Genomic DNA, 25274 nt, shown 5'->3' on the forward strand with positions numbered 1-25274 from the left:
GTCAGCGTTCCCCCATCGACTCCGAGAACGTCTTGGTGATCGGTTTCGTCAGGTAGCGCAAGACCGTCTTGCGGCCCGTGTTGATTTCCACGGTGGCCGTCATGCCGGGCTGGATCAGGATCGGCTCGCCATTCTTGCCCATCAGGTTGCGCCCGCTGGTCTTGATCTGCACGCGGTAGTACGGCTGTTCGTTGCCCTTGTTGTCTTCACTTAAGGTGTCCGCGCTGATGTAGCTGACGGTGCCGCGCAGGCGGCCGTAGATGCCGTAGTCGTAGGCGTCGAGTTTCACGGCCGTGGGCAGGCCGGGCTTGATGAAGGCGATGTCGGCCGGCTTGACTTTCGCCTCGATGATCAGGTCATCGTCCGTGGGCACGATCTGCAGGATTTCCTCGCCCGGCTTGGCCACGCCGCCCAAGGTAGTGAGGCGCACGTTGCGCACGATGCCGTCGGTGGGCGCGTAGATATCCGTCGAGCCCAGCTGCTCCTTGCGCTGCGTCACGGTCTGCAGCACGCCGGCCAGGTCTTCCTGGGCTTTTACCAGGTCCGTCTGGCTGTCCTGCAGGTATTTGTTGCGCCGGTTGGTGATCTGCGCCTGGATGTCGACCACCTGCCGCCGCAGTTTCAGCACTTCGGCGCGGCTGACGTCTCCCGTTTCCAGCAGCGGCAAATTCATTTCCAGCTCTTCCTTGATCAGCTTCATGGCGCTTTCCAGCGAGCTCACTTCCGCCTGCACGGCACCCTGGCGCTTGCTGAACAGGGCCAGCTGGTTGGCGCGAAATTCCGGGAACGCCTGCAGTTCGGGCGGGAACTTCGGCGCACCGCCAAACACTTCCGCCTGCAGGCGCGCCACGGCCGCCTTCAATCCGGCCGCCTTGGCCGTGCTTTCCAGGTAGCTCGTCTCGGCCCGCGTGCGGTCGAAACGGGCCAGCAATTCGCCCTTTTTCACGATACTGCCTTCATGCACGCGCAGTTCGGCCAGCACGCCTCCATCGGCCACCTGGATGATCTGGTTGCGCGAACTGGCGATCACCTGGCCGTTGGCGCGCGTGACCTGGTCCAGTTCCGCCCACGAAGCCCAGGCGATGACGCCGGCCAGCGCCGCCGTGCAGCTCCAGATCAGCACCCGGCCCCGTTTCGCTTCTTCCCGCGCTTCGACCTTGGCCAGTTTCATGCCACCGCTCCTTGCGCCACCGGCGCTGCTTGCGGTGCCGGGGCAGGGGCGGGTACGGCTTGCGGCTTGCCCGACAGCTTGGCCAGCACGGCGTCGCGCGGGCCGTCGAGCAGCACCCGTCCCGCCTGCAGCACCACCAGGCGGTCGAGCAGGGGCAAGAGGGCGTTCTTGTGCGTGGTGGCGACCATGGTCACGCCTTCGGCCGCCAGTTCGCCCAACAGCCCGACGATGCGCGCTTCCGTCTTCGCATCCATGGCGCCCGTCGGTTCATCGAGCAGCCAGATGCGCGGCTTGGCCAGCAGCAAACGCGTGACGGCGATCAACTGGCGCTGGCCGCCCGACACGCCCCGTCCGCCCTCGGTGATGCCCAGTGCCAGTCCCCGTGGCTGGCCCAGTATCAGTTCGATCAGGCCCGTGCGTTTGGCGGCCGCCAGGATCGCTTCCTCGCCCGGGTCGGCCAGCCCCAGTAGCAGGTTGTCGCGCAGGGTGCCGCTGAACAGCCGCGTTTCCTGCGGCAGGTAGCCGACCATTTCGCGCACCACGGCCGGCGCCAGCAGGGCCATGTCGACGTCGCCCAGGTACACCTTGCCTTCGGCCGGCTGGTACAGGCCCGAGGCCAGTTTCAGCAGGGTGCTCTTGCCCGAACCGATGGCGCCCACCAGGCCGACCCGTTCGCCGGGGCGGATGGCCAGGTTTTCCACTTCCAGCGCCACCTTTTGCGCGCCGCCATACGTGAAGCGGATGCGTTCGAAGCGCAAGCCTGTATCGAGGCTGCGCGGCGTCAGCGCGAACTGCGCATTGTCCGCTTCGTTGGGCAGGCTGATGACTTGCTCCAGGCCGTCGATCGAGGCGCGCGCATGCGCCCACTGCACCATCACGGCGGGCAGCTGCACGATGGGCATCAGGGCGCGGTTGCTGATGATGGTGCACGCCATCAGGGCGCCCATGGTCATCTGGTTTTCCGCCACGAACCACGCGCCCATGGAGATCAGCGCCACGTTGGTCAGCTGCTGGAAGGCGGCCGTGATGTTTTGCGACAGGGCCGCATAGTCGCGGATATTCTGCTCCGCGTGGCTGCTCTCGGCCACCAGTTCGGCCCAGCGCGCCTGCATCATCCATTCGGCGCTGCTGCCCTTGAGCGTTTCGACGCCGTCGACGGCTTCCACCAGCAAGCCCGCCTTGCGGTTGCTGGCGTTGAGGTTCTTGCGCGTATGGCTTTCGATGGCGCGCTGGAACATCAAACCGCACACGAGGGCCAGCGGCAGGGCCACCAGCGGCACCACCACCAGCCAGCCGCCGATGATGGTGATCATGGCGAGAAAAATCACGGCGAAGGGCACGTCCGTCAGCACGAACAGCGATGTCGACGTCAGCACGCCGCGCACCATTTCAAAGCCTTTTACCTGCGCCGCCAGGGTGCCGACGGAAGCGGGGCGCGCCTCCATGCGGATGCCCAGCATGCGCTGGAAAAACCACTCGGACAATTCATGGTCGACGTCATTGCACGAGTGGTCGACGATGCGGCTGCGCACCTGCTTGAGGATGAATTCCAGGCCGATCGACAGGGCCACGCCCACCACCAGCACCCACAGGGTACTGAAGCTCTGGTTCGGGATCACGCGGTCGTACACCTGCATGGAAAACAGCGAAGTGGCCATGGTCAGCAGGGTCACCAGCGCGGTGGCCAGCACGGCGTCGACAAACACGCTTTTCTTCAGCCACAGGGCGTTGCGCACGAGGCCCAGGGCGCCGGGGCGGGCGCCGCTTTTTTCGCTGCGGCGCGGCAGGTCCACGCAAGCCAGGCCGGCCAGTGTCGCCAGCTGCAAGGCGCGCCCATCGATGCCTTCGCCGCGCCAGGCGCCGTCGGCTCCGCGCGACTGCAGCAAGCCCCAGCCCGTGCTGGCGCTGTAGACGGCGAATGGCAGCTCGCCCGGCGTCGGCTCGTGCAGCGGACGCGCCGCGCCTTCCAGCCCGGCCGCCTGCCAGAGGGTGGTCAGTACCATGGCGGGCGGGCCGCTGTCGTCGGCGTCATCGAGCTGGCGCTGCAGATCGGCCAGGCGCGCGGCGGGCACGTGCTGGCCCGTCAGGCGGGCGGCGCGCTCGATGAGTGTCAGCAAGCCATGTTTGATGGAGGTATCCACGCTGTCTCCTGTGTGCATCATGTCGGTGTCAATTCGCGCGCGCCATGCCTGCCGGCGCCGTGCGCCCGGCCAGGGTGCCCGTTTGCGCGGCCAGGCGCAGGCTGGCGGCGATGGCCTGCGCGCGCGTGTCTTCCAGTGAAAACTGCGCCTGGGTCGCTTCGCGCACGGCATTGAGCACGTCGTTCCAGCTCTTGCGGCCGATCACGTACTGGCGCGCATACGATTCGAATACCTGCGTCGAGGTGGTGCTGGCCTCGCCCGCGTTGCCCAGGCGCTGGCGGCTCGCTTCGGCTTCGTTCCAGTCCAGGGTAAAACGCTCGCGCACCTCGCGTTCTGCCACGTCGTGCGCGGCGCGCGCGCCTTCGCGCCGGGCCACGGCGGCATCCACGCCAGCCTTGGCCGACAAGCCGGCGCCCGGCTGCGCCTGCAGTACCAGCATGGCTCGCGTGCGGTTGTCGGCATTGATACCGCCCGTCGGCTTTTCCATGCGCAGCACGACTTTCGGCATGTAGGCCGAGCGCTGCATGGTGATCTCGGAATCGGCTGCCTGCGCCTCGAAATCGAGGCGGTGCAGGGTGGGGGAATAGTCGATGGCCTGGCGCATGACCCGCTCCAGGCTGGCGTCGGGCAGCGGTTCGCCCACGCCGATGCCCGTGGCGCTGACGAGGCGCACGGGTTTGCCGGCCAGTTGCGACAGCTGCGCCAGCGCGTTTTCCAGCGCCTGGCGCGCATTCGATACGTCGTTGGCCGCCTGGTAGGCGCGCGATTCGGCCAGGCGCTGGTCCGTCTGCGAGCTGACCGACTGCACCACGCGGCGCTTGATCATGTCCAGCAGGCGCTGGTGCTCGGACAGGCCCGCCTCCGCCGAGCGCACGCGCGCCGTCTGGCGCAGCGCTTCCGTGTAGGCGGCGATCACGCGCAAAGAGAGGGTCAGGCGTTCTTCCTCGATGGCGGCGCCGGCCGCATCGACCCGGCTGCCGGCGGCATCGATGCCGGCGTCGATGCGTCCGCCGCTCCACAGCGGCTGCTCGATGCGCACCACGCCGCCCGTTTCCTGCGAACCGGTGGGCACTTCTGCCGACAGGCTGGGAAAGCGCTGCCACTGCGCGCCATCGAGTTCGGCGCGCGCGGCCGCCTGCGCCGAACGCTTGCCCTGCACGGCGGGATGGCTTTGCAGCGCCTGCTGCAAGACCTGGTCGAAGCTCCAGGCGGTGGCGCCCTGGGCGCCGGCGAAAGACGATACCGATGCCATGGCCACGGCCGCCAGCAAGGCCGCGATGCGTGGCAGTGAGGATAGTGCTGGGAAACCGCGTAATCTCATCCCGTATTTTTCCGGCCCGAGGCCTGACGCATTTCAAGGTGTGGCGGGAGCGCGCTGTCTTGCGCTCCCGCCGCCGTGCCAGGCGCGGCGCCTGGCGTGGGTGCCCTGCTTCAGACGACGAAGTTGGCCGCCGTCAGTTGCGTGATGTTCACCCCGCTCAGCAGCACCAGCGCCGTGTCGATGGCATTGGCGTTGCTCAGATCACTCGAGTGATACACCGTCACGGCGCCGCTGTTTTGCGCATCGGCGATGACGATGTAGCCCTGGCCCGACAAGACGCTGTCGTCGGCTGCGATGGCGCTGGCCGCCGCGCCGATCGACACGGACGTGCCGTCGAAGATGAACAGGTTATTGTTGCTGAAGTCCGTGCTCACGTTGACGCCCACGGCCACCGACGCCGTCAGGTCGGCGATGGCCGACATGTCGATCACGTCGCCGCCGGCAGCCGGCAGGCCGGTGCTGAAGTCGGCCACCGTCAGCGGGTTGTGCAGGGCATTCTGGCTCAGCACGAACAGCTGGCTCGCGTCCGTCAGGTCGGCCTGGGCCTGGGCTGCCGCCGCTGCGGCGGCATCGGCATTAGCCGCCACCGTCAGCGAGCTGGCGTCCGTCAGGTCCGCCTGCGCCTGCGCCTGCAGGGCGGCTGCTGCTGCCGCATCGGCTGCCAGGTGCAGGGCATTGGCGTCCGTTAGGGCGGCTGTCTGCGCCGCTGCCAGCGCCGCTGCCGCTGCCGCATCGGCAGCCTGGGTGAGGGCCACGGCATCGGTCTGGTCGGCCAGCGCTTGCGCGGCGGCGGCGTTGGCGGCGTCCGCATTCGCCACGATGGCCAGGGCACTGGCATCGGTCTGCGCGGCGATGGCGTTCGCCTGTGCCAGGGCCACGTCGGCAGCCTGCGCGTCGGCATTGGCCTGGGCCGCTGCCGCATCGTCCGCATACGCGGCACTCGCATTGGCGTGCGCTTGTGCCGCTGCTGCTGCCGCGCTGGCGGCGGCCGCATCGTCGGCTTGCGCCGCTTGCAGGGCAAGCAGGGAAGCGGCGGCCTGCGCCTGCGCCAGCGGCGCTGCCGCATCGGCCGCATGGGCGGCAAGTGCCGCTGCCGCCGCGTTGTTGGCGTTGACCGTGGCCGCTGCTGCCGCCGCATCGTCGGCCTGTGCCGCCTGGGTGAGCGCCAGCGAGATGGCGGCCTGGGTGGCGGCTGCGGCGGCCGCGTCGTCGGCGTTCTGCGCTGCCGTGGCTGCAGCCAGTGCGCTGGCCGCCGTTGCTGCCGTGCTGACGGCCAGCGCATCGGCGGCGATGGCGGCCGTGTGCGCGGCGGTGGCGGCGGCGGCATTGGCCGCTGCCTGATTGGCTGCCGTGTCGTCGGCCTGCGCCGTCTGGGCGGCGAGCAGTGATGCTGCCGCGGCGGCGGCGCTGGCGCTGGCGGCAGCATCCGCGGCTGCCGCTGCCGTGGCAGCCGTTTGCGCCAGCGCTGCGGTGGCGGCGGCATCCGCAGCTGCCTGGTCGTCGGCGACTGCAGCGTCGTGCGCTGCCTGGGCGTTGGCGGCATTGGCCGCTGCCAGCGCGGCTGCCGCGTCGTCTGCCTGCGCCGCTTGCGTGGCTGCCAGGGTGATGGCAGCGGCAACGGCCGCTGCCGCTGCCGCAACATCGGCATCATGCGCGTTTTGCGCCGCCAGCTGGGCGGCCGCTGCCGCGGCGGCGGTGGCGGCGACGTTGGCGTCCGCTGCCAGGGCTGCGTCCAGGGCCAGTTGCGCATTGGCGGCGGCCGTGGCGGCCGCTGCCGCGGTGGCGTCATCCGCCTGGGCATTGAGGGTGGCGGCCAGGGAAATGGCCGCTTGCGCCGCTGCCGCTGCCGCAGCGGCATCGGCGTTTTGCGCCGCGACGGCCGCCGCATGCGCGGCAGTCGCATTGGCGGCAGCGGTGGCAGCCGCCGCATCGTCCGCCTGTGCCGCCGCCAGCGCCGCATGGGCGGCAGCTGCATTGGCATTGGCCTGGGCCGCGTCATCGGCCGCACCCTGGGCGGTGAGGAGGAGGTTCAGTTTCAGCGTCCTGTCATTGTTGGCATCCAGGGCGTTGGTATCGGCTGTTACCGCCGCGTTCAGGTTGGCGATGGCCGCATTGAGCGCGGCATGGGCATTCAGGGCTGCCGTATCGGCCAGCTGCGCCGCCAGGGTGGCGGCCGCCGAGAGGGCGGCCGTGTGCGCGGCATTGGCGGCGGCATCGTCGGCGGCCAGCGCTGCGCTGGCTGCTGCCAGTGCATTGTTGGCTGCCGTTGCGAGCGCGGCCAGCCCTGCATCGGCCAGCAGCGCGGCATCGGCAATGAGCTGGGCCGCTGCCGCTGCTGCCGCCGTGCTTGCCGCCGTGGCGTCGTCGGCCAGGGCGGCATTCGTGGCGGCGAGCGAGGCGCTGGCTGTCAATATCGCCGCGTTGAGTGTGGTCGTGGCGGTATTCAGGGCCGCTTGCGCGTTGGCCGCCGCCGTGGCTGCTGCCGCGGCGAGGCTGTCGTCGTTCAGGGCCTGGTTCAGCGCGGCCAGTGCGCTCGCAGCGGCTGCCGCGGTCGTGCCGACAGCCGCATCGGCGGCCTGCGCGGCCAGCGTGGCTGCCAGCGAGACGGATGCCGTGAGGGCGGCGGCGGCAGCGGCGATATCGTCCGCTTGCGCATGTTGCGTGGCGGCGGCCGAGATGGCTGCCACGGCGGCGGCCGCAGCGGCAGCCGTATCGGCGGCGGCGGCGGCAACGGCGGCGGCCGTTGCATTGGTGGAGTTCAGCACAGCCGCAGCGGCCGCGGCATCGTCGGCCAGGGCCGCATTCAGCGACGCCAGCGCGTTGGCGGCGATGGTGGCGGCGCTGGCGGCGGCATTGTCGGCCAGCTGCGCCGCTTGCGCGGCCGCTTGCGAGACGTTGGCGACAGTGGCGGCCGTGGCGGCGGCCAGATCGTCGGCGACGGCGGCGGCGGTGGCCGCACTCGCCGTGATGGCGGCGGCGGCCGTGGCGGCCGCATTTGCGTCCGCCTGCAGGGCCGCATTCAAGGCGGCCAGGGCGTTGGCCGCCGTCGCTGCCGTCGCGGCGGCGGCGGCATCGGCTGCCTGCGCCGCCTGTGCCGCTGCCAGCGAGGTGGCGGCCACGCCGGCGGCGGTGGCCGCCAGCGTGTCGTCCAGCGCCGCCGCGGTGGCCGCCGCCTGGGACGTCAGGGCGAGGGTGGCGGCGGCGGTGGCGGCACTGTCGGCCGCGAGCGCATTGTTCAGGGCTGTCAGGGACGCTGCGGCCGTTGCTGCGGTCGAGGCGGCGGCCGCATCATCGGCTTGCGCCGCCAGCGCGGCGGTGTTCGACAAGCCGGCCGTGGTGGCGGCGACGGTGGCCGCCAGCGCTGCCACCAGGTCGAACGGATGGGCCGCCGAATAGGCAGCCAGGGCGGCGGCATTCGCGGCATCGTTGTTGGCGACGGTGGTCAGGGCGGCGGCATCCGTCAAGGCGGCCTTGGTGGCCGCCACGGTGGCGGCCGTGACGTCGAGCGTGTGGGCGGTACCCAGCAGGACGGCATCGGTGAGGCCAGCGACGGCGGCGGCTGCCGTGGAGGCGGTGGCATTGACGGTCGCTACCAGGCCCAGGGCGACGGCATCCGTCAGGTTGGCCGTTGTTTGTGCGGCGGTGGCGGCCGCCGCGTCGACGGTGGCCGTCAAGCCCAGTGCGACGGCGTCGGTCAGGGCGGCCGTGGCAGCTGCCGTATTGGCGGCGGCCGTGGCGGCCGTCGAGACGGTGCCCAGTGCCACGGCATCGGTCAGATTGGCAACGGCGGCAGCGGTGCTGGCGGCCGTGTTGGCGACCGTCGACACGAGGCCCAGTGCCACGGCGTCGGTGAGGTTGGCCGTCGTTTGCAGGGCGGAAGCGGCCGCCGCGTCGGCCGTGGCGACCAGGCCCAAGGCTGTGGCATCGGTCAGCGCGGCGGTGGCGGCTGCCGTATTGGCGGCGGTGGTGGCCGCTGTCGAGAGCGTACCCAGGGCCACCGCATCGGTCAGGTTGGCAACATTCGTCGCCGTATTGGCGGCGGCGGCAGCGGCCGTGGCGAGCAGGCCCAGGCCGGCGGCATCCGTCAGATTGGCCGTCGCCTGCAGGGTGGCGGCCAGGGTGGCGTCGGCGGTCGAGATCACGCCCAGCGCCGTGGCATCCGTCAGCGCGGCCAGGTTGGCGGCGGAGGTCGCGACCAGCGCATCGGCGTTCGAGATGAGGCTCAGCGCGATGGCGTCGGTCTGGCCGGCAGTCGTGACGGCCAGGGCTGCGGCCGCATCGGCTGCGGAAGAGGCCAGGCCCAGGGCCACGGCGTCGGTCTGATTGGCAACAAATTGTGCCGTGGTCAGCGCGTTTTGCGCCAGCGTATTGGCGGCCGTCAAGGTGGTGACGGCAGTCTGGGCGGCAAGTTCAGCGGCAGCGTCGGCAGTGGAGGCAATGCCCAGCGTGCCGGCATCGGTCAGCAAGGCCGTGGTGGCGGCCGCCGCGGCGGCGGCCTGTGCCGCGGCAGCTGCGCTGACGGCCGAGATATCGATCCCGCCCAGCAGGGCGGCCGTTTCCGCCGCCGAGACGGCAGCGGCCGCCGTGGCGATGAGCGTATCGGCATTGGTCAGGTCGGCGATGGTTTGCAGGCCGGCTGCCGTCAGCGCATCGGCGGTGGAGATGCCGGCAAGGATGGTGGCATCGAACAGAGCGGCAGAGATATCGGCATTATCGGCACCGATCTGCAAGGTATTGACCGTGGCCGTCAGATCGAGCACGCTGGTCTGGCCAGCCGTGACATTGGCGGCCAGGGCGGCGAGGTTGGCCAGGTTGAACGCATTCAGGGCGACGTTGACGTCCAGCAGGCTGGCTTGCGAATTGGCGGCAGCCGCATCGGCGTCCGCCTGGTCGGCTGCTTGCTGCAAGGCGACGACATCGGTCTGGTCGGCCACTGTTTGCGCATTGGCGGCATCGCTGGCGGCGGCCGCGTCGGCAGCGGCCAGGGCGGCCGCATCCGTCTGGTTGGCCGTCGTTTGCGCGGCCAGCGCGGCGGCGGCATCGGCGTCGGAAATCACTTGCAGGGCGGCCGCGTCCGTCAATGCCGCTTGCGTGGCGGCGCCGGCGGCCGTGCTGGCTGCAGCATCGGCCGTGATTTGCAGGGCGGCCGCGTCGCTCAGGCTGGCCGTGACGACTGCATTCGCCGCCACGGTGGCGGCAAGGGCTGCTGCGGCGTCAAGCGCGGCGGCATCGGTACTGGCGGCAAGGGCTGCCGCGGCGGCTGCGGCAGCGTCGGCATCGGAAATCAGGGCCAGTGCGGCCGCATCCGTCAAGCCGGCCTGGAGCTGTGCTGCGTCCGACGCGGCGGTGGCGGCGTCGGCGATCAGGCCCAGGGTGGGCGCGTCCGTCATGTTCGCTTGCGTCTGTGCATTGGCGGCGTTCGTGGCGGCGGCATTGGCGGCAGCCTGCAGGGCGACGGCGTCGGTGGCGTTGGCGATGGCAGCGTCCTGGGCGGCAACGCCGGCGGCGGCGTCCGCTGCCATGCTCAAGGCGACGGCATCGGTCAGGCCCGCTTGCGTACTGGCCGCGGTGGCCGCATTCGCGGCGGCGGTGGCAGCGATACCGAGTGCCGCGGCATCGCTGGCATTGGCAGCTGCCGCCGCATTCGCTGCCGCGGTGGCGGCCGCGTTCGAGGCGGCAGCCAGGGCGGCGGCATCGGTGGCGGCGGCCGCGGTGGCGGCAGCGGCGGCGGTGGCGGCATCCGCATCGGAGATCAATGCCAGGGCGGCGGCATCCGTCAGGCTGGCCTGGATGCCTGCGGTGACGGCGGCATTGGCGGCGGCGGTGGCCGCCAGGTCCAGCGCGGCGGCGTCCGTGGCATTGGCCAGCGCCGTGGCGGCGGCGGCAGCGGCGGCATCATTGGCGGAGATGACGCCAAGCGCTGCCGCGTCGGTCAGCGCTGCCTGGGTGTTGGCTGCGGCGGCGACCACGTCGGCCGCATCGGCGATGGCTTGCAATGCCGGGGCGTTGGTCTGGTCCGCCTGCGTTTGCGCCGCATCGGCCGCGGCGTGCGCGGCGGCGGCGTTGGCGGCGGCCGTGGCGGCAGCCGCATCAGCATTTTGCGCCGACGTGGCGGCGGCCTGGGAGGTGGCAGCGGCAGCGGCAGCGGTGGCTGCCGCGCTGTCGTCATTCGTGGCGGCGGTAGCGGCCGCTTGCGCGCCGGGGACGACGGCTGCCGTGCTGGCCGCCAGCGTATCGTCGCTGGTGGCGGTATTGGCAGCGAGCAAGGCTGCTGCCGCTGCTGCGGCGGCCTGTGCCGCCAGTTGGTCGGCCAGGATGGCGGCATTCGCCGCTGCCAGCGAAGCTGCTGCCGTGGCTGCTGCCGCGGCGGCGCTGGCGTCATCGGCCAGGGCGTTGCTGGCGGCAGCCGCCGCGGCGGCGGCGGCCAGCACGGCCGCGTCGGTCACGACGGTGGTGGTGGATTGATTTCCCGTGCCGCCCTGGCCGCCGGTCGAGCCGCCCGTTCCTCCGGTGCCGCCCGTGCCGCCAGTTCCCGTGCCACCCGTGCCCGTACCACCGGTGCCCGTACCGCCCGTACCCGTACCACCGGTGCCCGTACCGCCCGTACCCGTGCCACCGGTGCCTGTACCGCCCGTGCCCGTACCGCCCGTGCCGGTACCTCCTGTCCCCGTGCCACCCGTACCCGAGCCGCCAGCTGCGGCGCCGCCTCCGCCGCCACCGCCTGCCGCGGCGGCAACCAGGCCAAGGCCGCCGAGCGCGCCCAGCACGCCAAGTCCGCCCAATCCGCCTGCCGCGCCCGCACCCGCGCCCGCCGATGCCCCGGCGACATCCACGACACTGCCGCTGGGGATCCCGGCGGCGCCAGCCCCCGCGCCTGCCGCACCGCCATTGTTGTCGCTTTGCGGCGTGCCGAGATCGGCGCTGCCGTTGCCGGCCTGGCCTGCTGCGACGCCGCTGCCACCGCCACCGGCTGCCGCGGCGGCTGCCGCTACAGCGGCGGCCGCACCCAGGGCGCCGGCATTGCCCGTATCGGCGCTGCCCGTGACTTCGACGACATTTTCAGGCGGCATGCTTTGGCTGGCATCGGCCCCTTGCACCAGTTCATCTTCGTCATACTGCTTGCGGTCGCCGTTTTTCGGGTTGGCGACTTTTTTTGCGGGCGTCGCGACCTTGGCGCCAAGGCCTTCGGCATTGACGGGAACTTGTGCTGGATTTTGGGTGGTGGCCATTTTAAAGTCTCCGGAAGAGGTTGGATATTCGTTCAATTTTTTAAGATATTAAAAAATCAATAATGTATTTCGTTTCCTTGGTTACTCCGGCGTGGCTTGGGCCGTGGTCGAACTCTGGTGTTGCCGATGTTGATAGTGGCAAGTAAAACATAATTGGAAAAAAATCGCTGGCGTAAAAGAGCGCTTGATCCTTGATATTAAAAATACTAATTTTGCATTTGTTTTGCATGGCGCTTATTTCTCGTATTTTGCTTCGCCCGTAACTGGCTTGCTTTACGATACACACTGGCAGGATGGCATCTTTACAGGATGTCCGCGCCTGCCCTCACTCTGATGGTAATTTCAATTTTGAAACTTTCAATTTCATTTTGATCATTTTCCATGACTCTATTCTGTCAAGCTTTGCGCAAGTGAATAATCACGTATTGTCACGAAACAAGGCTTTCCGGATGAATCTGCTGTCATGCGCCAGCATTTCTGCGCCTTTCATCTCAATAATCGTCTCGCTATCGATTTGCTAGTTGTTGCTTTTTTGTTCTATGATTATCAAATTTGATTGGTAATAAAATACGATAGGAATAATTATTTGTAATTTTTATATCTAATTAATGCTATCGAATGAATAGTCTTTATTTGGCGAGGGGATTTGTTAATAATCACTATCAGCACGATAGTGATTATTTTCGGCGGCGTAACAGGGGAAAAATGAAAACGCCCCGGCGGGCGGGGCGTTTTTTACGGGGATGCGGTGGTGCGCTGTCAGCCTTCCTCGCGCCAGCTTCGCAAGCGGATGGCGGCGTAAATCAGGGCCGCGCCTGCCGCTGCGCCCAGCCAGACGGCTGGCAAGGCCAGGCTGGACCAGGAATTGCTGAACACATCGATGCGCGTCATGTGCGATCCTCCCTCTGCCAGGGCGTGCATGCGTGGCAGCAGTTCCGGTTCGAACAGATACCAGCTGCCGGGAAGAGTGCCCAGCAGGGCGCGTCCGATGACATTCATCTGTATCCAGCTGACATCGCTTTCCGTCTGCGTCAGCTTGCCGGCCCAGACTGTCAAGATGAGCAGCAGCAGCGGCACGCCGACGGCCCACAGGAAGACTTTCGACTTGGCCCAGCTCGATACCATCAGCAGCCAGCCCACCGTCGGCAAGGCCCACAGGCAATACACGGGCAGCAAGCCGAACACGCGCAGCGGTCCCAGATACAGGCCGGAAGAGCCCAGCAGTTCGGCAAACACGTGGATGCCGTTGACCGCCAGCACGCCGCTGAGGATCAGGATCAGGGCCAGCGACGTCAGGCTGGCGGCAGCGGCCACGATCAGCGGCGCGACCAGCAGGGCGATGGCCGCTTTCGACAGCACCGTCTGCGCATCCGAGATGGGCAGCGATTTCCAGAACAGCACGCTGCGGTCGCGGCGGTCGTCATGCAGGGCGCTCAGGCAATAGAAGAACACGAGGAAACCCAGCGCCAGGAACAGCGGCGCAGCCGCGTACGTATAGTTATTGGCGACGGCGTCGATGATTTCCGTGCGGCGCGGGCCGAAGGTGCGCGTATTGAAAACGGTGCTCCAGGAAATTTCCTCGCCATTGACGATGAGCGCCGTGTGCATTTTGGTCTTTGCGACGGTCGCGGCCGCCATCAGGGCGCCCAGCACCGTCATGACGACGCCGATCAGGGCCGGCGTCCACAGCAGCATGCCCTTGTGTTCCCACAACTCGCGCCGGATCAGCCATTGCATCTTGTTTACATGGGAAATACTCATTGGTACGATCCTTTCATGGTCGCGACAAACAGGTCAGCCAGGCTGGGCGTGCGTATTTCGCCGAGTGCGGCCAGCTGGGTGCGGGCGACGCCGTCGAACAGCATCACCGACTTGCCGAACACGCTGCGTTCGCTGATCGGCTGCAGGGCACGCGCCGGATTGACGTGCTGCGGGCCCACCATCACCTCGATGTAGCGCTCGCCCACTTCTTCCATGCTGGACGCCAGTACGATCTTGCCGTCACGAATGAACATCAGGTCGCTGAGGATGTGTTCCACTTCCTCGATCTGGTGCGTGGTGATGACGATGGTCTTGTTTTCATCGAAATAGTCTTCCAGCAAGTTCTGGTAAAACTGCTTGCGGTACAGGATGTCCAGGCCCAGGGTCGGCTCGTCGAGCACCAGCAGTTTGGCATCGATGGCCATCACGAGCGCCAGGTGCAGCTGCACCACCATGCCCTTCGACATGGCCTTGACCTTCATCTTCGGCGACAGCTTGGTGTGGGCCAGGTAGCGTTCGGCCTTGCTGCGGTCGAAACGTGGATGCACGCCAGCAACGAAATCGATGGCGTCTGCCACGCGCAGCCAGCCCGGCAGGATGGCCACGTCGGCGATGAAGCACACGTCTTCCATCAGCGCATCGCGCTGCACGCGGGGATCGCGCCCCAGCACCGACAAGTCGCCATCGAAGCCCGTCAGGCCCAGGATGGCTTTCAGGGTGGTGGTCTTGCCGGAACCGTTAGGGCCGATCAAGCCGACGATGCGCCCCGGCGCGATATCGAAGCTGATGCCATCGATGGCCACCTGCTTGCCATACTGCTTGCGCAGGCCGCGCGCGCTGATGACGCTATCCTTGTTCAATGCATTCATGCGTTCTCTCCGTGTGCGCCGGCGTCGCGGCTCGCTTGCAGCAGTTGATCGAGGTCAAGGCCCAGGCGGGTGATGTGTTCCAGCAAGGCTGGCCATTCCTCGCGCAGGAAGCGCTCGCGTTCACTGGCCAGCAATTTGTCGCGGGCGCCTTCCAAGACATACATACCGAGTCCTCTGCGTTTTTCCACCAGGGCTTCGTCGACCAGTTCCTGGTAGGCGCGCGAAACCGTGATGGGATTCAATTGATAATCGGCCGCCACCTGGCGCACCGAGGGCAAGGCGTCGCCGGACTGCAGCACGCCATCGAGCATCATGCCCACCACCCTGGCCTTGAGCTGGCGGTAGATGGGGCTATTGTCGTTCCATTCCGCGCTCATGGGATGCGCTCCCACAAGGGCGGGGCGGTGCGGCGCATAAAAAGTGCTGTAGGCATCGAAGCTCCGTGATGTATTGAGTTGGTGTTGTAGTTAACTATAACAGTGAAAATTCAAATGTCAAGATACTCATGTTTTTCTATCCATAAGGAAACTATAATGTTGCGTGTTTAAAAATCTTACTTGATAACTTTTGGCGCGCATGTCGCCACAACCATGAAAGCAGAAATGATAAATTGCTTTGGAGAAGTACGGAACTTGTTCAAGCGTGCCGGCTGCGGCGCCGCACTGTTGGCGCTGTTGAGCGCCTGTGGCGGCGGTTCCGGCGGCGGCACGTCCACGCCTCCGACACCCGTGGCGCCGGTCGAAACGCCGCGCTATCTGCTGGGCGGCACGGTCAGCGGCTTGCTGCCTGGCGCCAGCGTCGTGCTGGCGAACGGCACGGAAAAGCTGACCGTCACGGCCAACGGTCCCTTCAGCTTTGCCGGCAAGCTGGCGGTGGGCACGGCGTATCAAGGCAAGGTCGACAGCGCCTCCGCTGGCCTGGGTTGCAGCATCGCGCAAGGCGCGGCGACCATGGGCAGCGCGGATGTCAGCACCCTGGCCGTGCGTTGCCTGCCCATCTTGCTGGCGGGCGTGCAGGAACAGATCCAGCGTGTCGATGGCATAGCGCAGGATGGCGCGGGCAATTATTACATCGCCGATGTTCCCTCACAAGTGATCCACAAGCTGGCCCCCGACGGCAGCCTCAGTATCTACGCCGGCATGCCAGGCAAGGCTGGTGCCGTTGACGGGCCGGCTGCCAGCGCGACTTTTTACATGGGGGGCCGTGCACCGCTGGTGAGCGACGGCAAGGGAAACCTGTATGTGGCCGACACCTGCAATGGCCAGGTACGAAAAATTACGCCGGCTGGCGTGGTCAGTACACTGGCCGGCAAGCGCCGTGCCAATTGCAGTGCGGCACCAGCCGAGCCGGATGGCGTGCCTGTGTATGCCGACGGGCCGGGGACGCAAGCCCGGTTTGGGGTGATCACCGGCATGGCCATGGATCCGAACGGTGATTTGCTGCTCGTCGATGATGGACAGTTCCAGGTTCGCCGGGTGACCCCAGCTGGCGTGGTCAGTTCCTACAATGTCCTGTTTTTCGAGCCGAATGGCCAGCCGCCGCGGCCAGGGAAGGTGGGTCAGATGGCGGTCGACGCCCAAGGTGTGATTTACTTGAGCAACAGTAGCGGCAACAAGATATACCGACTTGACAATGGCGTGGCCACCCTGCTTGCAGGAAATGTGAGGACGACTGGCTATGACGGCAAGGGCGTCAATGCCAGCTTCAGGGGCGTGCGCGGCATGGTGTTCGAGCGCAGCGGCAATTTGTTGCTGACCGACCGCGAGGCCATCCGGCGCATGACTCCCGATGGCGTGGTGACGACGGTGGTGGGCCGGCATGTACCCGACGCGGGAGGGAATTATCTCGACTGGAAAAACCTGGCCCAGGTATTGATCGAGGATACGGGCAGCATGCTGGTCTACGATTCCACCCTGCAGCGCTTGAGCCGGGTGGATGGCGGCAACAGGATCGTGATCCTGCCTGTCATACAGGGCAATATCGGGCAGGTGGATGGCGTGGGCGCTGCGGCGCGCGTGGGCCAAGTCAAGGCATCGGACATGTGCAGCGATCCTGCAGGGAATGTCTATCTGCTCGATGCGGCCAACAAGGTGCTGCGCCGGCTGGCGCCCAATGGCAAGCTGGAAGTCTATGCAGGGATTGCCGGCCGTACCGGTAGCGATGACGGAGCGCGGCTCAGCGCGACCATGGTCAATCCCGTGGCGATCGCTTGCGGTGCGGATGGGGCCGTGTATGTGGCGGACAGGGAGCTGTATTCCCCTTCATTTAATTTGCGCAAGATCAATGCTGACGGGGTCATGTCCACCATCGAGCCATTGCCAGCAGGCGGTTTTGGCCTTCAGCAGTATATCCTGGCGGTTGACAAGGATGGCTATATCACCTGGACGGAGGCTTTGGGCGGGGGGATTTACCGGCGCCCGCCTGGTGGCGTATTTTCCTTGTTTGTGTCCTTTGAAACGCTCGCGCGCTCCTTCAGCGACAGCGATCTCGGCTTGCAAGATGTTTTGCCTTACAGCATGGTGTTTGACAGTAAAGGTGATTTGTATTTTGATGACTTTTACCATCAAGTGATTTTCAAGGCGGATCGTTACGGCACCGTGAAGGTGTTTGCCGGCACCTTGTACTCGACTAAAAATGCCGACGGTGCGCCTGGTGTAGGCAGCCTGTCCTTTGCCGGGATGCCCAGCCTGGCCTTCGACAAGGCCGACAACCTGTACCTGAGCGGCCAGGATGGCGTACGCAAGATCGATACGGCCGGGGTCATTTCCTCACCGCAAATGGCATGGGGAAATCCCATCGTGGAGGTCCTGGCTTTTGGCAACGGAACCTTGTATGGTTATACCGCCCGCGCCATCATCCAGATGCCGTTGCCTTAAATGGAGGGATGCGCAGACGTGGCTGGCGCATCCCTCAGCCGCGCCTGCAAATCCAGCGCATTGAACAGGGCGGCCCCGGCCGCCGTATTGTCGAAGATGCACCAGCTGTCCACATGCGCTGGTGTGTGCAATTCAGCGGCCAGCGCCGTGAGGTAGTCGGCCGGGTAGTCGGAATAATATATTTTCGGGCTGCCGTGCAGGCGCAGGTAGGCCACGCTGGTCGTCGGTATGTGCGGCCCCGGCTGTCCCGCAGGCGGATCGGCGCGCACGCGCGTGATGCGCTGCATCGTTAACAGCTCGGTTGCGCCTGCCTCGAACCAGCTGGGATGGCGCGCTTCACACGCGAGCATGCCGTCGAAGCGCTGGCGCAGGGCAAGGAAAAATGCGGCGGCCACGTCCGCCTCGAAACGCAGGCTGGGCGGCAGCTGCACCAGCACGCAGCCCAGTTTATTCCCCAGTTGCATGACTTCTCCCGCAAAGCGTTCCAGTTCGGCTGCACAGTCGCGCAAGCGCCGCTCGTGCGTGATGCTGCGTGGCAATTTCACGCTGAAACGGAAATGGGCGGGCACGCTGTCGGCCCAGCGCGCGTAAGTGGCGCTCTGGTGCGGTCGGTAGAACGAGCTGTTGATTTCCACGCAGGGCAAGACCTGGGCATAGCGCTGCAAATGGCTGCCATCGAGGGGGAAGTGGCTGGCGGCGGCGCTGGACAGGCTCCAGCCGGCCGTGCCGATGTAAACAGTGTGCATGGCGCCATTACAGCAGGGCCAGGCGGGCGCGGCTATCGGACAAACGCCCGTGCGGCGGTCGGCGCAAGCCTAGTCGATGATGTCGCCGTTCAAGTCGTGGCGCGTGATGTTGCCGCGCGCATGGATGGCGATCCAGCCGCCGCGCGGCTGTTGCGGCGGCGTCACGTCGCATTCCCAGTCGGGCAAGACATAGCGCAAGGTAGCGTCGACTTTATGCAGGGCAGGGCGGTGCGTGTGGCCGTGGATCATGACGGTGCTCGCGTGTTCGGCAAATACTTGCGCGACAGCATCGGGCGTGACATCCATGATGTCCATGGATTTTTCGCCATTGTGCTGGCGGCTGCTCTGACGCAATCCGTCGATGATGGCCTTGCGCTGCGCCAGCGGCATGGACAGGAACTGTTTTTGCCAGGCGGGCTGGCGCACCATGGCGCGAAACTCCATGTAGCTGACGTCTTTCGTGCATTCGGCGTCGCCGTGCAGCAGGACGATGCGCTGGCCGGCAATCGTGGCCACGTGCGGCTCGCTGAGCAGGGTGGCGCCAGCGGCGGCGGCAAACCCGGAGCCGACGAGAAAGTCGCGGTTGCCGGCGATCCAGTAGACGTGCACGCCCGCATCGCTGACGGCGCGGATGGCGGCCGTCATGCGCGCATTGAACGGGTCTTCCAGGTCATCGTCGCCGGCCCAGTATTCGAACAGGTCGCCTAATAGATACAGCGCTTGCGCATATTGCGCATGGTGTTCCAGGAAAGAAAGAAACGCCGCGCTGGTGCGCGGGTGCGAGCTCTGCAGATGCAGGTCGGAAATAAAGAGTGCGGCAGGCATTGTCATCGTTCAACGCTCCCAAAAAGTGAAGTGCATGGAGAGGCGAAAACGCTGCAATGCCTGTTATTCATGATGCCAGAGCCTGATTAAGCGGCTTCGACCTTTTCGATGATGACATCGGTGACTGGCACATCGGCGAACATGCCGGCGCGCGAGGTTTTCACGGCGCGGATGGCGTCGACGACTTCCTTGCCTTCGGTGACTTTACCGAATACGGCGTAGCCCCAGCCGTCCTGGCCTGGATAGTCGAGGAAGCTGTTGTTCTTGATGTTGATGAAGAACTGGGCCGATGCCGAATGCGGATCCGACGTGCGGGCCATGGCCAGCGTGTAGGTGTCGTTTTTCAGGCCGTTCTTGGCTTCGTTTTCCACGGTGGTGTCGGCAGGCTTTTGTTTCATGCCTGGCTCGAAACCGCCGCCCTGGATCATGAAACCGTCGATGACGCGGTGGAAAATCGTGTTGTCGTAGTGGCCGGCTTTCATGTAGGCCAGAAAGTTGGCAACCGTTTTCGGCGCTTTCTCGGCGTCCAGTTCAGCGGTGATCTTGCCCAGATTGGTGGTGATGATGACGGAGGTCATGATAATCCTTAATAAATTGGATGAATAATTGATTCAGTGGCGCCAGCCAGGCCGGCGCCGCAAAAACGCTATTTTACAGTTTTGCGGGCGCGGACTTGAGTAAAGTCGCCGATTCGATCACCACGGGGGTGACCGGCACGTTCTGGTGCGGGCCCTTGTCGGCTACCGGCACGGCCTTGATCTTGTCGACCACGTCCATGCCGCTGACGACTTTGCCGAACACCGTGTAGCCGAAGCCGTCGCGGCCAGGGTAGTCGAGCGCGCCATTGTCGTTGACGTTGATGAAGAATTGCGCGGTGGCCGAATGCGGGTCGCCCGTGCGCGCCATGGCGATGCTGTAGGTGACGTTTTGCAAGCCGTTTTGCGCTTCATTCTTGATCGGCGCCTTGGTGGCTTTCTGTTTCATGTTCTTGTCGAAGCCGCCGCCCTGTATCATGAAGCCGTCGATGACGCGGTGAAACACGGTGCCCTTGTAATAACCGCTGTTGACGTACTGCAGGAAGTTGGCCACGCTTTTCGGTGCTTTTTCCTGGTCCAGTTCCAGCACGATCTCGCCCATGCTGGTTTTCAGGGCCACGTGAGGCGTTGGGTCGAGAGCGGTCGCCGGAGCGGCTGCCACGACGGCGCTGCCCAGGGTCAGGCCGGCAAACAGGGTGCAAAAGCGGGCCAGGAAAGACAGGCGTTTCGATTTGATTTCTTGCATGAAGGCGTCCTTGATCGTTATTTTTCTTTAAACTTGCGTTGTTGCCAAAAGAAGTGAGTTTCGGTTGAACATCGTAAAAACCTGATTCATATCGGGCCAGTATGGTTTTTATCAATGTTATACTTGACCGCTAACGCCCTAATTCTAACAAACAAGAACAACAATATAGCGGGTCGTACAGTCTCGGCGCACACGGCAGTTCAGTGGCGCGGCACCCCTGGTGTCCGCGCCTGTCTGTCGTTTTGCCAGGCTGGCGGCCGCTCCACTTGCAAAGCACGATGAGCAATCTAAAGATTTACAACACCCTGGCTCGCGAAAAGCAGGTATTCGTCCCGATGGAAGCGGGCAAGGTACGCATGTACGTTTGCGGCATGACCATCTACGATTATTGCCATATCGGCCATGCGCGCATGATGATGGCGTTCGATGTCATCTACCGGTGGCTGAAGGCGTCCGGTTTCGATGTCACCTATGTGCGCAACATTACGGACATCGACGACAAGATCATCCGCCGCGCCGTGGAAAACGGCGAGACGATTTCCCAGCTGACGACGCGTTTCACCCAGTACATGGATGAAGACACGGCCGCGCTGGGCATCCTGACGCCCGACCACACGCCGCGCGCCACCGAATACGTGCCGCAGATGCTGCGCCTGATCGAACAGCTGGAAGCCAAGGATCTGGCTTACCAGGGCGCGGATGGCGACGTCAATTACGCCGTGCGCAACTTCCCCCACTACGGCAAGCTGTCGGGCAAGTCGCTCGACGACCTGCGCGCGGGCGAACGCGTCGACGTGAACACGGGCAAGCGCGATCCGCTCGACTTCGTGCTGTGGAAATCGTCGAAGGAATCCGAGCCGGAAGAAGTGAAATGGGATTCGAAGTGGGGCAAGGGCCGTCCGGGCTGGCATATCGAGTGCTCGGCCATGTCCTGCGCCTTGCTCGGTGAACAGTTCGATATCCATGGCGGCGGCGCGGATTTGCAATTCCCGCACCACGAAAACGAGATCGCCCAATCCGAAGGCGCGTTCGGCCATACCAGCGTGAATTACTGGATACATAACGGTTTCGTGCGCCTGGACAATGAAAAAATGTCCAAGTCGCTCGGCAACTTCTTCACCATCCGCGAAGTGCTGCAAAAGTTCGATGCCGAAGTGATCCGCTTCTTCATCCTGCGCGCGCACTACCGCAGCCCTCTGAATTACTCGGACGTGCATCTCGATGACGCGCGCCTGTCCCTGACCCGCTTGTACACGGCGCTGGCCGACGTGGCGGTGGAAGAGGGTGCCATCGACTGGAGCGAAGCGCATGCCGTGCGCGTGCGCGAAGCCATGGACGACGATTTCAACACGCCGCTGGCCGTGGCCGCCCTGTTCGACCTGGCAACGGAAGTTAACAAGAGCAAGTCGCCAGCGCTGGCGCGTCAACTGAAGGGCCTGGCGGGTGTATTCGGCTTGCTCGAGCGTACGCCGCAGCAATTCCTGCAGGCAACCGTCGGCGCTGCCGCCGGTGGGCAGGACGAGGCGGCCGGCATCGAAGCGGCCATCGCGGCGCGCAGCGCGGCGAAAAAAGCACGCGACTTTGCCCAGTCCGACAAGATCCGTGCCGAGCTGCTGGCGGCGGGTATCATTCTTGAAGACAAGCCTGACGGCTCGACCAACTGGCGCCGCGCATGATGCCAACGTCCAGGGAAAACGGGGAAGCGCCCAAGGTGACGGAATTGGCGCAAGTGATCCAGGTGCCGCACTACTGGGAAGAGGCGAAGATCGAGCTGATGAAGCGCGACCGCATCATGAAAAAGCTCATCCCGCAATTTGGCGACCTGCACCTGGTCGGCCATAGCGACCCGTTTACCACCCTGGCCCGTTCGCTGGTGGGGCAGCAGATCACGCCCAAGGCAGCGGATGCCGCCTGGAAAAAGCTGTTGCTGGCTTGCCCGAAATGCACGCCCTCGCAAGTGTTGAAGGCGGGCGCCGAGCAGCTGTCCGCCTGCGGCTTGTCCAAACGCAAGACCGAATACATCCTTGACCTGGCCGACCATTTCAAGGCCAAACGCGTGCACGCGAGCCAGTGGGACCAGATGGATGACGAAGCCGTCATCGCCGAACTGGTGCAGATCCGCGGCATCGGCCGCTGGACAGCCGAGATGTTTCTGATATTTAATCTGCTCCGGCCGAATGTCTTGCCGCTCGACGACCCCGGTTTGATCCAGGGCATCAGCGTCAATTATTTCTCCGGCGAACCAGTTTCCCGCAGCGATGCGCGCGAGGTTTCCGCCAATTGGGAACCGTGGCGCACCGTGGCGACGTGGTATTTGTGGCGCAGTCTCGACCCTGCAGCCGCTCCTGCCGCATCCGATACAGCCCCCGGCGCACCAGCCGGTACGGTAAAATAAACATAGATGACGCCGCGCGCCCTGGCGCCGTGGCCGGTAAAACCTGGAGGTACAATGACTAAAACGACTTTCCTCAATTTTGAACAGCCGATCGCGGAACTCGATTCCAAGATCGAAGAGTTGCGCTTCGTGCAAGACGATTCGGCCGTCGACATCTCGGAAGAGATCGACCGCCTGGCCAAGAAGAGCCAGCAGCTGACCAAAGATATCTACGCCAAGCTGACGCCTTGGCAAGTGGCGCAGATCGCGCGCCACCCGCAGCGCCCCTACACCATGGATTACGTGAATGAAATCTTTACTGATTTCCACGAATTGCATGGCGACCGCAGCTACGCGGACGATCTGTCCGTCGTCGGCGGCCTGGCCCGCTTCAACGGCCAGCCGTGCATGGTCATCGGCCACCAGAAGGGCCGCGACACGAAAGAGCGCGCCATGCGCAATTTCGGCATGCCGAAACCGGAAGGCTACCGCAAGGCCATGCGCCTGATGAAAGTGGCGGAAAAGTTCAACTTGCCCATCTTCACCTTCGTCGACACGCCGGGCGCCTTCCCCGGCATCGATGCGGAAGAGCGCGGCCAGTCGGAAGCCATCGGCCACAACCTGTACGTGATGGCCGAACTCAAAGTGCCGCTGATCGCCACCATCATCGGTGAAGGCGGTTCCGGCGGCGCGCTGGCCATCGCCGTGGGTGATGCCGTGCTGATGCTGCAATACTCGACCTATGCCGTGATCTCGCCGGAAGGTTGCGCCTCGATCCTGTGGAAGAGCGCCGAGCGCGCCTCCGACGCGGCCGAAGCGCTGGGCCTGACGGCGCACCGCCTGAAAGCCATGGGCCTGATCGACAAGATCATCAACGAACCGCTGGGCGGCGCCCACCGCGATCCGAAACAGATGGCCACCTTGCTGAAACGCGCACTGGCCGACACCCTGCGCCAGTTCCAGGGCATGAAAACCAAGGACTTGCTGGCCGCGCGCCATGAAAAACTGCTGAGCTACGGCAAGTTCAAGGAAACCACGCCGAGCGAGTAAGCCGTCGCCGGTCGGCGTAGGTCGGCTTAGCGCAGCGTAAGCCGACAAGACGTAAGCCGACAAGATAGTAAGACACCAGGGACAGTCCGCTAAACGACACCATCCGTTTAGCCGCCTGTCCCTCTTTGCATTCCCGGAGTCCACATTGAAAAAGCAACAAACCGCCACCGTCGCCGATATCTTTGCCAGCGCGCTGGAAACCTGCGGACCGCAAGCCGGCGAGACGGTCGGCATCGCCCTGAGCGGCGGCCTCGATTCCTCGGCCCTGCTGCACCTGGCGCATGCCTGGGCGCAAGAGCATGGCGTGGCCTTGCACGCGTTCCACGTGCACCACGGCCTGAGCCCGAATGCGGATGCCTGGCTGGCCCACTGCGGGCAATTGTGCGCCGGCATGGGTATCGCTTTCGAGGGGCGCAAGGTCACCTTGGAAAAGAATGCGAAAACGGGCACGGAAGAGGCGGCCCGCAAGCGCCGGTATGCGGCCCTGGGCCAGTTGTGCGCCACGCATGGCGTGCGCCTGCTGCTGACGGCCCACCACCAGGATGACCAGGCGGAAACGGTGCTGCTGCAATTGCTGCGCGGCTCCGGCACGGCGGGCCTGTCCGGCATGGATGGCGCCAACAGCGCGCCCGAGCTGCTGGGCAACCCGGACCTGGTGATGGCGCGCCCGCTGTTGCCCGTGTCGCGCAGGCAGCTCGAGGCCTATGTGGCGAAACATGCGATCGCGCACATCCACGACGAGTCGAACGACGACCCCCGTTTTGCCCGCAATGCCTTGCGGCACCAGGTGATGCCTGTGCTGGCGCAGGCCTTTCCCGGCTTCCAGGAGCGTTTTGCCCGCAGCGCCCAGCACGCGCAATCGGCGCAGCGCCTGTTGACGGAACTGGCGACGCAGGATTTGGCAGCGTGCCTCGATGGCGATTGCATCGAACTGGCGAAATTGCGCGCGCTGAGCGCGGACCGCTGCTACAACCTGCTGCGCCACTGGTTCGGCACGCGCGGCTTGCGCATGCCGTCGACGGCGTGGCTGGCGGAAATGCTGGCGCAGCTGCTGGAGGCGCGGCCCGATGCGCAATTGCTGGTCACGCATCCCGAATGCCACGTGCGGCGCCACCGCGACCGGCTGTACCTGACGCCGAAGCTCGATGACCTGGCCGGCATGCGCGAGCGTGACGATGCGGGCATTCCCGGCCTGGAAAAAGCCAGCCAGGAGTTCGCATGGAAAGGCGAGGCCAGCCTGGCCTTTCCCGCGTATGGCGGCGTGCTGCATTTCGATGCGGTGGAAGAGGGCGGCCAGGGCATCGATATTGCTTGGCTGCAAGCACAGACCTTGACCATCGATTTCCGCCAGGGCGGCGAGCGATTGAAACTGGCCTTGAACCGTCCCACCAAGAGCTTGAAATACCATTATCAGGCGTTTGACGTGCCCGCCTGGGAGCGCGAACGCCTGCCCCTTGTCTGTGCGGCGCAACAATTGCTGTACGCGGCTGGTATTGGCCTCGACTGCCATTGCCTGAGCCTGCTGGATCGTCCCCGCGTCACCTTGCGCTGGCTCTCCTGCTGAGCGTAAGGACAGCCGCCACGGCCACTCCCGGGGTAGCCGCCAAGCGGCTGTTCAAGCCAGCTGGAC

The 25274-nt window shown here is 65.3% G+C and carries 16 protein-coding genes; 5 read left to right on the plus strand and 11 right to left on the minus strand.

Features of this window, described 5'->3' with window-relative positions:
• Position 1: 1 nt before the first annotated feature.
• The 7 genes from O3297_RS02675 to O3297_RS02705 form a co-directional block, all read right to left on the minus strand.
• Positions 2-1171 (minus strand): HlyD family type I secretion periplasmic adaptor subunit, encoded by a 1170-nt coding sequence (locus O3297_RS02675; RefSeq protein ID WP_070260260.1) that lies wholly within the window; start codon positions 1169-1171, stop codon positions 2-4.
• Positions 1168-3312, minus strand: coding sequence for an ATP-binding cassette domain-containing protein (locus O3297_RS02680; RefSeq protein WP_305047663.1), 2145 nt, complete (start codon positions 3310-3312; stop codon positions 1168-1170). Before O3297_RS02680 ends, O3297_RS02675 begins: the two co-directional genes overlap by 4 nt.
• 28 nt (positions 3313-3340) lie before the next feature.
• Complete coding sequence (locus tag O3297_RS02685) at positions 3341-4633, minus strand: TolC family protein (protein WP_305047664.1); 1293 nt, start codon at positions 4631-4633, stop codon at positions 3341-3343.
• Between the two features lie 110 nt (positions 4634-4743).
• Positions 4744-11862, minus strand: a complete 7119-nt coding sequence (locus tag O3297_RS02690) for a hypothetical protein (protein ID WP_305047665.1) — start codon at positions 11860-11862, stop codon at positions 4744-4746.
• Between the two features lie 759 nt (positions 11863-12621).
• Entirely contained in the window at positions 12622-13623 is a 1002-nt protein-coding gene (locus O3297_RS02695) for a hypothetical protein (protein ID WP_305047666.1), read from the minus strand.
• Complete coding sequence (locus O3297_RS02700; protein WP_099393122.1) at positions 13620-14492, minus strand: ABC transporter ATP-binding protein; 873 nt, start codon at positions 14490-14492, stop codon at positions 13620-13622. Before O3297_RS02700 ends, O3297_RS02695 begins: the two co-directional genes overlap by 4 nt.
• Positions 14489-14869, minus strand: coding sequence for a GntR family transcriptional regulator (locus O3297_RS02705; protein ID WP_305047667.1), 381 nt, complete (start codon positions 14867-14869; stop codon positions 14489-14491). The genes O3297_RS02700 and O3297_RS02705 overlap by 4 nt, the downstream gene beginning before the upstream one ends.
• Positions 14870-15124: 255 nt before the next feature.
• On the opposite strand from O3297_RS02705, the gene O3297_RS02710 reads away from it, so the two are divergent.
• Positions 15125-17368, plus strand: coding sequence for a hypothetical protein (locus tag O3297_RS02710; RefSeq protein ID WP_305047668.1), 2244 nt, complete (start codon positions 15125-15127; stop codon positions 17366-17368).
• On the opposite strand, the gene O3297_RS02715 is transcribed toward O3297_RS02710, so the two are convergent.
• The 4 genes from O3297_RS02715 to O3297_RS02730 form a co-directional block, all read right to left on the minus strand.
• A complete protein-coding gene (locus O3297_RS02715) occupies positions 17365-18114 on the minus strand; it encodes a DUF72 domain-containing protein (RefSeq protein WP_305047669.1) in 750 nt (249 codons plus the stop codon). The genes O3297_RS02710 and O3297_RS02715 overlap by 4 nt on opposite strands.
• A 69-nt stretch (positions 18115-18183) precedes the next feature.
• Entirely contained in the window at positions 18184-18939 is a 756-nt protein-coding gene (locus tag O3297_RS02720) for a UDP-2,3-diacylglucosamine diphosphatase (RefSeq protein WP_305047670.1), read from the minus strand.
• Positions 18940-19025: 86 nt separating this feature from the next.
• Positions 19026-19517: a peptidylprolyl isomerase gene (locus tag O3297_RS02725; protein ID WP_034756945.1), complete on the minus strand. Its 492-nt coding sequence runs from the start codon at positions 19515-19517 to the stop codon at positions 19026-19028.
• Positions 19518-19590: 73 nt separating this feature from the next.
• Positions 19591-20220 (minus strand): peptidylprolyl isomerase, encoded by a 630-nt coding sequence (locus tag O3297_RS02730; RefSeq protein WP_174718096.1) that lies wholly within the window; start codon positions 20218-20220, stop codon positions 19591-19593.
• A 278-nt stretch (positions 20221-20498) separates the two neighbouring features.
• Between O3297_RS02730 and cysS the strand changes: the two genes are divergently transcribed.
• The 4 genes from cysS (at position 20499) to tilS (ending at position 25208) form a co-directional block, all read left to right on the plus strand.
• The gene (gene cysS / locus O3297_RS02735) at positions 20499-21896 is read left to right on the plus strand and encodes a cysteine--tRNA ligase (RefSeq protein WP_282408500.1); all 1398 of its coding nucleotides are present in this window, start codon (positions 20499-20501) and stop codon (positions 21894-21896) included.
• Positions 21896-22615, plus strand: a complete 720-nt coding sequence (locus O3297_RS02740; RefSeq protein WP_070279786.1) for a DNA-3-methyladenine glycosylase — start codon at positions 21896-21898, stop codon at positions 22613-22615. Before cysS ends, O3297_RS02740 begins: the two co-directional genes overlap by 1 nt.
• Before the next feature lie 54 nt (positions 22616-22669).
• Positions 22670-23644, plus strand: a complete 975-nt coding sequence (locus O3297_RS02745) for an acetyl-CoA carboxylase carboxyltransferase subunit alpha (RefSeq protein WP_034784047.1) — start codon at positions 22670-22672, stop codon at positions 23642-23644.
• Positions 23645-23789: 145 nt separating this feature from the next.
• Entirely contained in the window at positions 23790-25208 is a 1419-nt protein-coding gene (gene tilS, locus O3297_RS02750; protein ID WP_305047672.1) for a tRNA lysidine(34) synthetase TilS, read from the plus strand.
• The last annotated feature ends 66 nt before the right edge of the window (positions 25209-25274 follow it).

The organism is Janthinobacterium sp. SUN128 (genome assembly GCF_030587275.1).
Classification (GTDB): domain Bacteria; phylum Pseudomonadota; class Gammaproteobacteria; order Burkholderiales; family Burkholderiaceae_D; genus Janthinobacterium; species Janthinobacterium lividum.

What these genes read in the sequence shown, in the direction of transcription:
- O3297_RS02675 (WP_070260260.1), bottom strand. Translation starts at nt 1,171, where the DNA reads ATGAAACTGGCCAAGGTCGAAGCGCGGGAAGAAGCGAAACGGGGCCGG.
- O3297_RS02685 (WP_305047664.1), bottom strand. Translation starts at nt 4,633, where the DNA reads ATGAGATTACGCGGTTTCCCAGCACTATCCTCACTGCCACGCATCGCG.
- O3297_RS02690 (WP_305047665.1), bottom strand. Translation starts at nt 11,862, where the DNA reads ATGGCCACCACCCAAAATCCAGCACAAGTTCCCGTCAATGCCGAAGGC.
- O3297_RS02695 (WP_305047666.1), bottom strand. Translation starts at nt 13,623, where the DNA reads ATGAGTATTTCCCATGTAAACAAGATGCAATGGCTGATCCGGCGCGAG.
- O3297_RS02700 (WP_099393122.1), bottom strand. Translation starts at nt 14,492, where the DNA reads ATGAATGCATTGAACAAGGATAGCGTCATCAGCGCGCGCGGCCTGCGC.
- O3297_RS02705 (WP_305047667.1), bottom strand. Translation starts at nt 14,869, where the DNA reads ATGAGCGCGGAATGGAACGACAATAGCCCCATCTACCGCCAGCTCAAG.
- O3297_RS02715 (WP_305047669.1), bottom strand. Translation starts at nt 18,114, where the DNA reads ATGCACACTGTTTACATCGGCACGGCCGGCTGGAGCCTGTCCAGCGCC.
- O3297_RS02720 (WP_305047670.1), bottom strand. Translation starts at nt 18,939, where the DNA reads ATGCCTGCCGCACTCTTTATTTCCGACCTGCATCTGCAGAGCTCGCAC.
- O3297_RS02725 (WP_034756945.1), bottom strand. Translation starts at nt 19,517, where the DNA reads ATGACCTCCGTCATCATCACCACCAATCTGGGCAAGATCACCGCTGAA.
- O3297_RS02730 (WP_174718096.1), bottom strand. Translation starts at nt 20,220, where the DNA reads ATGCAAGAAATCAAATCGAAACGCCTGTCTTTCCTGGCCCGCTTTTGC.
- cysS (WP_282408500.1), top strand. Translation starts at nt 20,499, where the DNA reads ATGAGCAATCTAAAGATTTACAACACCCTGGCTCGCGAAAAGCAGGTA.
- O3297_RS02740 (WP_070279786.1), top strand. Translation starts at nt 21,896, where the DNA reads ATGCCAACGTCCAGGGAAAACGGGGAAGCGCCCAAGGTGACGGAATTG.
- O3297_RS02745 (WP_034784047.1), top strand. Translation starts at nt 22,670, where the DNA reads ATGACTAAAACGACTTTCCTCAATTTTGAACAGCCGATCGCGGAACTC.